Annotated in this window: 12 protein-coding genes; 2 read left to right on the forward strand and 10 right to left on the reverse strand. The window is 55.9% G+C overall.

The window, feature by feature from the left end:
• Positions 1 to 18 precede the first annotated feature (18 nt).
• From truA to def, 3 genes are read right to left on the reverse strand one after another with little or no spacing between them, the layout of a single operon-like run.
• Positions 19 to 825, reverse strand: a complete 807-nt coding sequence (gene truA / locus ATO67_RS12940; RefSeq protein WP_067649522.1) for a tRNA pseudouridine(38-40) synthase TruA — start codon at positions 823 to 825, stop codon at positions 19 to 21.
• Positions 825 to 1,760 carry a methionyl-tRNA formyltransferase gene (fmt, locus tag ATO67_RS12945; protein ID WP_067649525.1) on the reverse strand — a complete coding sequence of 312 codons (936 nt, stop codon included), beginning with the start codon at positions 1,758 to 1,760 and terminating at the stop codon, positions 825 to 827. Before fmt ends, truA begins: the two co-directional genes overlap by 1 nt.
• 52 nt (positions 1,761 to 1,812) lie before the next feature.
• Entirely contained in the window at positions 1,813 to 2,325 is a 513-nt protein-coding gene (def, locus tag ATO67_RS12950) for a peptide deformylase (protein ID WP_067649859.1), read from the reverse strand.
• Positions 2,326 to 2,469: 144 nt separating this feature from the next.
• Here def and ATO67_RS12955 point away from each other — a divergent pair, with 144 nt between their 5' ends.
• On the forward strand, positions 2,470 to 3,672 hold the full coding sequence (locus ATO67_RS12955; RefSeq protein WP_425352205.1) for a DNA recombination protein RmuC: 1,203 nt from the start codon (positions 2,470 to 2,472) through the stop codon (positions 3,670 to 3,672).
• A 58-nt stretch (positions 3,673 to 3,730) separates the two neighbouring features.
• Positions 3,731 to 4,630, forward strand: a complete 900-nt coding sequence (locus tag ATO67_RS12960) for a ribokinase (protein ID WP_067649532.1) — start codon at positions 3,731 to 3,733, stop codon at positions 4,628 to 4,630.
• Positions 4,631 to 4,637: 7 nt separating this feature from the next.
• Here ATO67_RS12960 and trmB read toward each other — a convergent pair whose 3' ends face one another.
• The 7 genes from trmB to ATO67_RS12995 form a co-directional block, all read right to left on the reverse strand.
• Positions 4,638 to 5,336 (reverse strand): tRNA (guanine(46)-N(7))-methyltransferase TrmB, encoded by a 699-nt coding sequence (trmB, locus tag ATO67_RS12965; RefSeq protein WP_067649534.1) that lies wholly within the window; start codon positions 5,334 to 5,336, stop codon positions 4,638 to 4,640.
• Between the two features lie 106 nt (positions 5,337 to 5,442).
• Positions 5,443 to 6,708, reverse strand: coding sequence for a methionine adenosyltransferase (metK, locus tag ATO67_RS12970; protein ID WP_067649537.1), 1,266 nt, complete (start codon positions 6,706 to 6,708; stop codon positions 5,443 to 5,445).
• 168 nt (positions 6,709 to 6,876) lie between these two features.
• Positions 6,877 to 7,296, reverse strand: coding sequence for a helix-turn-helix domain-containing protein (locus tag ATO67_RS12975; protein ID WP_067649539.1), 420 nt, complete (start codon positions 7,294 to 7,296; stop codon positions 6,877 to 6,879).
• Positions 7,297 to 7,441: 145 nt separating this feature from the next.
• Positions 7,442 to 9,031, reverse strand: a complete 1,590-nt coding sequence (gene lnt, locus ATO67_RS12980) for an apolipoprotein N-acyltransferase (protein ID WP_067649541.1) — start codon at positions 9,029 to 9,031, stop codon at positions 7,442 to 7,444.
• A gap of 145 nt (positions 9,032 to 9,176) precedes the next feature.
• Entirely contained in the window at positions 9,177 to 10,313 is a 1,137-nt protein-coding gene (locus tag ATO67_RS12985; RefSeq protein ID WP_067649546.1) for a hemolysin family protein, read from the reverse strand.
• Between the two features lie 17 nt (positions 10,314 to 10,330).
• The gene (ybeY, locus tag ATO67_RS12990; RefSeq protein ID WP_067649862.1) at positions 10,331 to 10,837 is read right to left on the reverse strand and encodes an rRNA maturation RNase YbeY; all 507 of its coding nucleotides are present in this window, start codon (positions 10,835 to 10,837) and stop codon (positions 10,331 to 10,333) included.
• Between the two features lie 8 nt (positions 10,838 to 10,845).
• Positions 10,846 to 11,901 (reverse strand): PhoH family protein, encoded by a 1,056-nt coding sequence (locus tag ATO67_RS12995; protein ID WP_067649549.1) that lies wholly within the window; start codon positions 11,899 to 11,901, stop codon positions 10,846 to 10,848.
• Positions 11,902 to 11,910: the final 9 nt, after the last annotated feature.

Below are 11,910 nucleotides of genomic sequence, written 5' to 3' on the forward strand. Positions count from 1 at the left end.
ACGCGCCGCAAGCGAAAATTATGACAGATAGACCCCGTCATTCTTCGTCTCCGGTCTGGGTTGCCGTGGCGGTATCACATCGGGATAGTCGACCTGCATGAAATAGAGCCCATCCGGCGGCGCGACCGGCCCGCAGGCCTTGCGGTCGCACGCCTCAAGCGCCGCCTTCACGTCTTCTGCCGTCATGCCACCATCGCCTGCCAGTTTCAGCGTTCCGGCAAATGAGCGAATCTGATTGTGCAGAAAGCTCTGTGCCGTCGCGCGTATCTCGATCAGATCGCCATCTCGTGTCACATCGAGCCGGTCGAGCGTTCTAACCGGGCTGTTGGCCTGGCAGTGAACGGAGCGGAAGGTGGTGAAATCATGCCGTCCGACCAGCATCTGGGCTGCGGCATGCATCGCCTCATGATCAAGGTCTTTCGATACCCACCAGGCACGCTTGTGCTCCAGCGCCAGCCGCGATTTGCGGCAGATGATGCGATAGAGGTAGTGACGGCGCAGCGCCGAAAATCGTGCGTCGAAATCCTCCGTCACAGCCTCCACGTTTAGAACCGAGACAGCCTCGCCAGCCATGGCCAGATGCGCGTTCAGCGCGTTGCGCAGTTTGTAAGGCTCCCAGGCGCGTGCGAGATCGACATGCACGACCTGACCCTTGGCGTGAACTCCGGAATCGGTGCGGCCTGCACCGCGAAAGCTGACGATCTCTTTGGTCAATGACAGCACAGCAGCTTCCAGGGCACCCTGCACAGAAGGGCCATTGGTCTGCAGCTGCCAGCCGAAATAGGGGGAACCGTCATATTCAACGGTCATGCGGAAGCGTGGCATCAGCCGAGCCTCGTTCCGACAACGACGGGAGTGCCGCGCAGAAAATCTTGCGCTAGCATCGGCTTGCCGCCTGCCTTTTGCAGACGCACCAGCCGCACCGCACCGCTGCCGCAGGCAATGGTCAAATCACCGTCCAGAACAGACCCTGCCTCGCCCATGCCGCTCGCCAGTTCGGTCTCCAGCACCTTCACACGCTCGGCCTTGCCGCCGATCTCCATTTCGAACCATGCGCCGGGAAACGGTGACAGGCCGCGAATGTGATTGTGCACATCGTGGCTGGACCAGGAAAAATTGATGCGGGTTTCGGCCTTGTCGATCTTGGCGGCATAGAGAACGCCTTCTTCCGCCTGCGGTGTCAGCGGCAGATCGCCATCTTCCAGCTTCAGCATCGCTTCGCGCATCAGCCGCGCACCCGCCAGCATCAGGCTGTCATGCAATTCGCCAGCCGTCATATTAGCGCCGATGGCAACACACGCGGTCAGCGCAACGGGGCCAGTATCCAGCCCCTTTTCCATCTGCATGACCATCATGCCGGTCTCGGCATCGCCCGCCATGATGGCGCGTTGAATGGGGGCGGCACCGCGCCAGCGCGGTAGCAGTGAGGCGTGACCGTTGTAACAGCCAAGACGAGTGCCGTTCAAAATGGCTTCAGGCAACAGCAGGCCATAGGCAACGACAACGGCGACATCTGCGTTGAAGTCTTTGAATTCCGCCCTGTCTTCCTCAGCCTTGAAATTCACAGGCGTGAGAACCGGTATGCCGAGCAGTTCGGCGGCCTGATGCAGAGGCGATTTCTGGAGATCTAGACCGCGACGACCGCCTGGACGAGGCGGTTGCGTATAAACGGCGGCGATTTCGTGTCCCGCATCGACCAGAGCGCGAAGCGTGGGAACCGAAAATTCCGGCGTTCCCATGAAAATGATGCGCAGTGCCATGCTCGCCCCCTGCCCCGTCGCCCGATCCGACAATCTCTAGAAGACAGTCAGATCAGATTTTTGCGCGGGCCGCCTTGGTGAATTTCTTGATGACCATATCCCGTTTCAAGCGGGAAATGTGGTCGATGAACAGAACACCGTTCAGATGGTCCATTTCATGTTGCAGGCAGGTAGCCAAAAGGCCATCGGCTTCCACCGTCTGCTTTTTACCGTCGCGGTCGATATAGGCGACTGTCAGTGCAGCAGGACGCTCCACTTCCGCGTAGTAGTCGGGAATGGACAGACAGCCCTCCTCGTAGACAGACACATCGTCCGACACTTTGAGGATTTCCGGGTTGATGAAAACGACCGGCTTGCGGTCTTCATCTTCGCGCGAGATATCGATCACCAGCATGCGGCGCGCCACGCCGATCTGAATTGCGGCGAGACCAATGCCCGGCGCATCATACATCGTGTCCAGCATGTCATCGGCCAGACGCGTAATCTCGGCATCCACCTGTTCGATGGGCTTGGATTGCTGGCGCAGCAAAGGATCAGGCAAAATAATAAGAGGTTTGATCGTCATGGCTTCCCCATAACGCATCTCATCTTTGGAGGAAACAAAAAATAAAGGCCGATATTAGCGACATGAGCAGGGCCAAACGAGACTCATTCACGCCCTTGAAATGTTCCTGTTTTGATCTGACGAATCGCAAGAATTCTGTTAGATTTGGCTATGAACATCGATCTCAATGCGCTTGGTACGACAGCTTTCAGTCTCGGCAGCCTCCACATATCGGTTGGCGCTCTTCTCTGCATCGTCATTTCGGGGTGTCTGGTGGCTGCTGCCTTCATGTGGCGTAAACCGCCGGTTCCCGATCAGTCGCGTGACGAAATCACCGAACTTCTGAGAACACAATCGGAACTGCATGGTCGCATCGCCGCCATGACTGAGACATTGAGTGCGCGCCAGAACGAGATGAGCCAGACGCTGAACGACCGACTGGATGGCATGTCACAGCGCATCGGCACCACTTTGACGGAGCAAACACGCTCGACGCATGAAAATCTCAGTAAGCTGCAGGAGCGGCTTGCTGTCATCGATGCGGCACAGGGCAATATTCAGGATCTGGCCAAGGATGTGATAGGCTTGCAGGCCATCCTCAACAACAAACAGACACGCGGAGCCTTCGGGCAGGCGCGCATGGAAGCGCTGATTGCCGACGCCCTGCCTTCCGGTTCCTACAGTTTGCAGCCGACCCTTTCGAACGGTTTCCGTCCTGATTGCACCATCAGAATGCCGAACAATGCGCCGCCACTGGTCATTGATGCCAAGTTTCCCCTGGAAGCCTGGAACGCGCTGAAAGCCGACGATGCGCCGGAGGCAAAGCGCGCTGCCACGCAGCAGTTTCGTCGCGACATGGAGGTGCATATTCGCGATGTCGCCGAGAAGTATCTGATCTCCGGCGAAACGCAGGATACTGCTTTCATCTTCGTGCCGTCAGAATCGATTTTTGCCGATATTCACCAGCACTTCGAAAATCTCGTCCAGCGCGCACACCGGTCCCGCGTCGTCATCGTATCACCTTCACTGTTGATGCTCTCCGTTCAGGTCATACAGTCGGTTCTCAAAGACCAGCTTATGCGCGAACAGGCGCATCTTATTCAGGGCGAAGTCGCGATGCTGATGGACGATGTACGGCGTCTCGATGACAGAACGCGCAAGTTACAGGCGCATTTCGGACTGGCTCAAAAAGACGTGGACATGATGCTGACCTCCTCGGAAAAAGTTCTGGCGCGTGGGATAAAAATCGAGAGCCTGGATTTTTCGCTGTCTCAAAAAGAAATTGCTCGCTCCGAGGCAGAGCAATTACGCCGCATATCGGACGGGCGCCCGGGTGCCGCCAAACTGCGAGTGGTTGACGACGAGTGATCCACCCGGCAAAGTCCGGCTCTGTTTTGTATCGCTACCCTTTTATGGAATCACCCGCATGATCACAGTTTTTGGGTCCATCAACATGGATCTCGTCGCCATCTCCGAGCGCCTGCCCAAGCCTGGCGAAACGGTCACTGGAAAATCCTTTTCCACAGCGGCTGGCGGCAAGGGAGCAAACCAGGCGCTGGCCGCGAAACGTGCCGGTGCGATCGTGAAAATGGCAGGCGCCGTGGGTGACGACGCGTTTGCCGCACCCGCGCTGACGCTTCTTCGTGATGCGCGGACCGATCTGTCCTTGGTGAAAAGTGTTGCCGTGCCGACAGGCACCGCCGTCATTCTTATCGGCGAGGGCGGCGAGAACATGATCTCGGTCATTCCCGCCGCCAATGGAGAAGTCAACGTTGCGGATGCCGAGCGTGCTGTTTCTGAAATGGCGACCGGTGATATTCTGATGCTGCAATTGGAAATTCCAGCCGATGCCATCGAGGCCGCCCTGAAAGCAGCCAAGGCAAAACGTATCACTACGATCATCAACACGGCGCCTTTGACATCACAGGCTCAACACCTCTCACGGCTTTCCGATATCGTCATCGCCAACGAAACCGAATTCGAGCTTTTGATCGGAAAAAACGGCCTTTCACCAGAACAGAGGGAAACAGAGCTTTCGACGCGCCATGGGGAGACAGGTCAGACCTTTATCGTCACGCTGGGTGCAGAGGGCGTGATCGCTATCCGCAACGGCAAGCTCTTTAAGGCCACAGGCCTTAAAATCGAACCTGTCGATACCGTCGGCGCTGGCGATACGTTCTGTGGTTATCTGGCTGCAAGCCTCGACGCCGGTCTGGATTTCGAGTTAGCGCTTCGCCGGGCAGCCGTCGCCGGTTCGCTGGCCTGCACCCGTGAAGGTGCGCAGCCATCCATTCCTGTTGCATCCGAAGTGGAAGCAAAGGTCTGAACCATTATCAGGTACGGATGAAAGTGAGATAGGCGGAACTGCGACCTTCACGCTTCGCCTTGTTCTCGTATCGGGTACCCGGCCATGTATCGAAAGGTGTCGACCAGTCTGCTGAGATTTCTGCAGTCCACTTAAATCCGCCGTGGTGGGCGCAATGTTGAAGCGTCCAGTTAACATAGGTGTCGATGTCGGAGGCAAAGCAGAACTTGGCTCCAGGCTTCAACACACGGTGAAACCGCGCCAGATTGACATCTGACACGAAGCGCCGCTTCCAGTGCTTTTTCTTCGGCCAGGGATCAGGATAGAGCAGATCGATATGGTCGATGCACGCATCCGGTAGCCAGTCCAGCAACTGTGTTGCATCGTCGTCATAGAGGCGGATGTTCATCAATTCGCGTTCGCGCACGCTGCCCAGCAATTTCGCCATGGAATTGACGAAGGGCTCGACGCCGAAGAAGCCGGTGGCCGGATTTTCGGAGGCACGGTGGATGAGATGCTCACCACCGCCAAAGCCGATTTCAAGGCGAATGGATTTCACATCAGCGGGAAAAAGCGCCGCGAGGTTTTTAGGCGGCGGCGTCTCAAGATCGACCTTAAGCAAGGGCAAAAGGTTTTCAATCGTATCGACCTGCTGGTTGCGCAGCGGTTTGCCTTTCCGCCTGCCAAAAAACGCCTCGGTTGCGCGTGACCGCCGCTCTTCCGTCATGTCAGTACTCTCAAGCCAGATAGATTAACCCGTGCAGTGCCTTCAAGGGCTCTGCACGGGTTATGATGTCAGACCGTATCTCTCAATCAGCGCTGATTGACAAGTCTTATGCCGCTTTCAGGGCGTCCTTCAGCGGCTTGACGAGGTCAAGTTTCTCCCAGGAGAACGAACCGTCACGGCCAGCCTTGCGGCCGAAGTGACCATAAGAAGACGTTTTTGCATAGATCGGCTTGTTAAGATCGAGATGACGACGAATGCCCGATGGCGACAGATCGATGACCTTGCGGATCGCGGCCTCGACTTCGTCTTCGCTCAGCTTGCCAGTCTCGTGGAAATCGACATAGACCGACAATGGCTGCGCAACGCCGATGGCGTAGGACAGCTGGATCGTGCAACGCTCTGCCAATCCTGCCGCGACGACATTCTTGGCGATATAGCGGGCCGCGTAAGCAGCGGAACGGTCAACCTTTGTCGTATCCTTGCCGGAAAACGCGCCGCCGCCATGAGGGGCAGCACCGCCATAGGTGTCCACGATGATCTTACGACCGGTCAGGCCAGCGTCACCATCAGGACCACCGATCACGAACTTGCCGGTTGGGTTGATGTACCACTGGCAATCGTCTGCGATCTTCAACTCGCCGAGTGCTTCACGGATGTAAGGCTCCACGACGGAACGGACTTTCTTGGAGTCCCAGCTTGCATCAAGGTGCTGCGTGGACAAAACGATGGAGACGGCTTCGGAGGCCTTTCCATCGACGTAACGCACTGTAACCTGGCTCTTGGCATCGGGGCCAAGCTTTGCAGCTTCGCCTTCACCGCTTTTACGCGCAGTGGCCAGAAGCTGGAGAATACGGTGCGAATAATAGATCGGGGCCGGCATCAGGTCCGGTGTTTCCTTGCAGGCATAACCGAACATGATGCCCTGGTCGCCCGCGCCTTCGTCGCCCTGCTTGTCAGAGGCGTTGTCTACGCCCTGCGCAATGTCGGCAGACTGCGGGTGAAGCAACACGTCGATCTTGGCCGTCTTCCAGTGGAAACCATCCTGCTCGTAACCGATATCTCGGATTGCCTTGCGGGCAGCAGCCTTGAACTTGGCGGGATTGATGATGGGATGGCCACTTGCGTCTTTCAACACCTTGCCGTCCTTGTCCTGCTTGAGCAGGGTATCTGGTACGCGGACTTCACCAGCGATGATCACGCGATTGGTAGTAGCAAGCGTTTCGCAGGCAATGCGGACAGTCCAAGGGTCGACACCAGTCTTGGCAGCTTCACGGTAAATGAGATCAACGATTTCATCGGAGATACGGTCACACACCTTGTCAGGGTGACCTTCAGCGACAGACTCGCTGGTGAACAGGTAATTGGCACGCATGCGGGATTCCCCTCAAAGAAACTGTCTTCGCGTTTGTTAGTCATTTTGCCAGAGAAAAACAAGGACACAACGACATAAATATATCTTTATATGAGAAATCCTAACTCATCCTTACGCAAAAAAAACGGCCCCGAAGGACCGTTTGATGATGGAAAGGCAGTGCCGGGATTATTCCGCGTCGCCCTCTGCTGCGAGCGCCTTCACCAGATCGACAATACGCCGGCGAACTTTTGGGTCGCTAATCTTGACAAATGCCCTGTTCAGCTGAAGACCTTCGGATGACGACAGGAAGTCTACGACATAGTTGGAGCTGGACGCTTCTGCCATGCCGGTTGCACTTACTGTGTGGTCGCCCGGCGCGTCTTCGAAGAAGAAGGATACGGGAACATTCAAAATGCCGGAAATGTTCTGCAGGCGGCTTGCGCCGACGCGGTTCGTTCCTTTTTCGTATTTTTGAATCTGTTGGAAAGTGATGCCGAGGCTCTCACCCAGTTTTTCCTGGCTCATGCCCAGCATGGTACGACGGAGGCGGATACGGCTCCCGACATGAATGTCAATCGGGTTCGGCTTCTTCTTGTTTTCTGTCATTGTTGTGATCCTGACATTCGTTTTATTCGGGGTTATCGACTACACGCCTGTACCAATCCTGAACTGTAGGAGTGTCGCAGCACGGAATATATCATGTGCGTTGTGCAACCGAGCAAGTTCACTATGCAATTTTAGGGGTTTTTCGTCAATTCTTCCGATTCATCAAACCCATCCGAGCGATCACTGCACACACGAGCAATAATCCAAAGAACAACCAAAAGTGTATCTGTCGCATATCTGCGGTGACGATACCAGTAGACAATCCACTTAAAGTGGAATCAATTATCCCTTTTTGACCGTAATCCAGCCCTGCGACAATTCGCCCCATAGGATCAATTATTGCCGAAATGCCCGTGTTGGCAGCGCGAATCACTGGAACACCGGTTTCCACGGCGCGTATTCGCGCCTGCTGTAAGTGCTGATAGGGACCGGGCGTATTACCGAACCAGCCGTCATTCGTAACGTTGACGATGGCTGTCGAGGTCGAGATGTCAGCGGGAACCTCGCCCGGAAAAATGATTTCATAGCAGATGAAGGAGTACAGCTTTTTGCCTGAAGGCAATGTGATGGCGTCTCGTGTTGCTGCGGGTGAAAAGCCTCCCGGCAGGCTGATCAGATTGTCGATGCCGAGATGCCGCAGCACATTTTCGAACGGGACATATTCGCCAAACGGGACGAGGTGAACCTTGTCCGTCGCGCCGATGATCTGCCCCTCGCTGTCGATGGCATAGACCGAATTATAGTAGCGTGGCGCATTTCCGGCACCTGCATCTTCCATCCGCACGGCGCCCGTCAGAAGGATTTGCCCATCTTTAAGCGTCTTCGCAATATCTTCGAGAGCATCGGGATTTTGCGTCAGGATGAACGGCACTGACGTTTCCGGCCAGACGATAATGTCGGGACGTTTCTGCCCCTCGGGGGTCGGCAAAGCCGAAAGACGCAGATGCTCCTTGAAAATCTCCGCACGATCGGCGTTCAGCATCTTGCGAGACTGGTCGATCCCCGGCTGCACGATTCTGACGGTCAGAGCGTCGTTTGGGGGCGACAATGGTTGCTGGAGACGATACGCACCATAGCCGAAATGAAATGCCATCATCACGGCTGCAATCGACAGCCCTGCTATCATTCCTTTCTTTGTACCGAGCAAGGCTGGACTGGAAAAGATGAACACGGCCATTATCGACATTCCGAAAATGCCGATAAGATTGGATGTTTGCATCATAGGGGGTATCGGCATCAGACCAGAGCCGACCGTATTCCATGGAAATCCGGTCAGAACGAAACTGCGCAGCCATTCGATCACACCGAAGGAGGCTGCGAGAGCCGCAATGCGTCCCCAACCATCAGACCACAGCAGGTTCGCCAGCATGACGGCGAGGCCGTAAAAAATGGCAAGACATGCAGGAAGGCCGAAAATTGCCAGTGGCAAGGCCCAAGCGAATTCATCCGCCTCCAGAAGCAATGCGTTGCCAAGCCACCACAGCCCGGCCACGAAATAACCAAAGCCGAACAGCCAGCCTATGACGAATGTTTTCCAACCACGCGACCACGCGCCCCCATCGGGGGTTCCGGTTGTCCCGTCGATCAACCAGACCAGTAACGTAAAAGAGATGAAAAGTGCCGCGAAAAAACCGAAGGGCGGAAAAGCGAGTGCACCGACAGCGCCAGCAAGAAAGGCGGTACATATTCTCCCAAAACCACTGCACAACATGATTTTGCCCGCCAGCCGCTCCATGCAGTATCCACCTTTTCAAGGCACCGTCCGGCACGAGATACACGGGAGGCGACACCGTCTGTTTAACCGGACTTACTGTAAAAAAAAGCGCGCGTCCACAGAACGAATATTCTGCGGCACTCAAATCATGAACATTGCTCGCACATCAGGCCGAAGCGTTATCCGCACGGTTTGAGGGCGGTGGCAAAGCGAGAACCACTTCACTTGTAGCCTCGGCAGGGGCCTGATCATCCTCGCCCTCAGAGGACTGGTTGCGGACGATACGAACGCCTTTGATGCGGCGCGAATCGGCGTCGAGAATATGGAATTCAAAACCGGACACCGCCCGAACGACTTCACCCTTTACCGGAATGCGACCAAGGGCGAAGAAAATGAGACCGCCCAAAGTGTCTATTTCCTCAAGATGCTCACGAACATCGAAATCGGGGCCAATAGCTTCGGCCAGTTCTGTCAACTCGGCACGTGCATCGGCAATCAGAACACCAGCGGAAAGGCGGGAGAACATCGTCTCGTCCTTGTCATGCTCGTCATCAATATCACCGATCACCATCTCGACAATGTCTTCGTGGCTGACGAGGCCATCAGTTCCGCCATATTCATCAATCACGAGCGCAAGCTGCGTGCGCTGGGCCTGCATGGTTTTCAACAGGGCTGAGGCCAGCATGGAAGACGGTACGAACAGGATTTTGCGGACCAGACCGGCTTCTGCGAGTGTTTTTTCCAGATCGACTCGGGCAAGATCGAAATTGGCACGTGGCGACTTTGCAGCTTTAACATCGGCCGCGGCCGTTGCACGCGAGCCCACGCGGCGTTTATTTCGCGCCTGCTTGCCAATGAAAGACAGAAGATCGCGAATATGGATCATACCCTTGGGGTTATCCAGCGTCTCGTCATAGACAGGCATGCGCGAACGACCGGTTTCTTCAAACAGGATCATCGCCTCGCCAACGGTCATATCCTGATCGAGACCGTCGATATCGACGCGCGGGATCATGATGTCCTCAACGCGGACCTCTCTGAAACGCAGAATATTATTGAGCATCGCCCGCTCTTCGGGCGTAAACGCGGCACCGATTTCGGTATCGGTCATCAGCGCGTCGGTAATGTCTTCACGCAGACGCTCGCCGTGCGACGGCTTTAACAGCCGCGAGATGCGAGACCAGAGGGACGCTCTGGGTTTGAAGTGGTATTCGGATCGTAAGGGACTACTGCCCTCCTCCGATGAGGATTGCTCCCCGGTTTCTTTGGCCTCTTGGGCCGGTCGTGCAGAATTTTCGTTCATGGTCCCAAACTGTTAATTCAAAGCGGCTCTTGACCCGCGTAGGGATCAGATAGACCAAGCTTCGCCAAAATGCGAGTCTCGAGCCCTTCCATTTCTTCCGCCTCTTCGGTGTCCGTATGATCGTAGCCGAAAAGATGCAGAAAGCCATGCACCAGAAGATGCGTCAGATGATCCTCGAAACTCTTGTCCAGATCAAGGGCTTCTCGCTCCACAGTTTCATGCGCGATGACGATATCACCCAACATCGGCCCCGGCATGCCGCCCGGTTCCAGCGGATAGGCTGGAAAAGACAACACATTCGTCGGCGTGTCCTTCTCACGCCACTCCGCATTGATCTCACGGATCGAGGCGTCATCGGTAAAGACAAGTGACAGTTCCGTAGGCGTTTTTGGAAAAGGCTGCTTTTCTTCCGCCTTCAAAAAATCGACAGCCGGGTTCAGGACCCGGCTGGTCAACACCAAAAGTTCATCTTCCGATGGCCAGTTCTCGGCCTCGACGCTGATCTGAATATCGAGTGACGTCATGTCCTGCTTCAATTGCCTCTTGGAAGGCTTTCATCCGGCACGGCGGTCTGCGCTTCATAGGCGCGGACGATACGTGCGACCATAGGGTGGCGAACGACGTCCACATCCTTGAAGCGAACGACGGACACACCCTCGACATCCGTGAGGATTTGCAAGGCGTCCACAAGGCCAGACTTCATGCCACGCGGCAAGTCCACCTGGCTTGGGTCACCGGTGACGATCATGCGGCCTTTTTCACCTAGGCGCGTCAGAAACATCTTCATCTGCATCGTTGTGGTGTTCTGAGCTTCATCGAGGATGACGACCGCATTGGCAAGTGTGCGCCCACGCATGAAAGCCAGTGGAGCAATTTCGATGACTCCGGCCTGAATGGCACGCTCAACCTTATCGCCCGGCATCATGTCATACAGTGCGTCATAGAGCGGCCGCAGATAGGGATCGACCTTTTCTTTCATGTCGCCGGGAAGAAAGCCCAGACGCTCACCGGCCTCGACCGCTGGACGCGACAGAATGATCCGATCAACCGCGCCACGTTCCAGCAATTGCGCTGCATGCGCTACGGCTAGATAGGTCTTACCCGTACCTGCAGGCCCTACGCCAAAGACCAGCTCCGACTGTTCCAGCGCTCGCATATAGACATCCTGTGTCGGCGTACGAGCGGCGATGGTTTTCTTGCGAGTGGAAATCTGAGCCATGGAGATTTTGGCTTTGCGCTCCATGGTCGGTAGGATCAACTGATCGTCCGCCGCCATCGCCATGCGAATGGCACCTTCAACGTCAGATACCTCGACTGTTCCGCCTTTCAAAAGGCGCTCATAGAGCATGTCCAGCGCGCGGCGCGCCTGGTTGGTAGCAACGAGATCCCCGGTGATGGCAACCGAATTACCGCGGGGGCGTACGTCGATGTTAAGGCGCTGTTCTAGCAGTTTCAGGTTTTGATCGAACTGACCGAACAGCTCTCCGGCTATCCTGTTATTCTCGAACGTGAGGACGAAGTGATTGGCGTCGGTCGCGGCTGGGCGTGGCTGGCGCGATGGGGGTGATACCAATTCGTGTGCGTTCAAGCGGTCAGG

Origin of the sequence: Agrobacterium bohemicum, from assembly GCF_001562555.1 — a bacterium.
In the GTDB taxonomy this organism is placed as follows: Bacteria; Pseudomonadota; Alphaproteobacteria; order Rhizobiales; family Rhizobiaceae; genus Agrobacterium; species Agrobacterium bohemicum.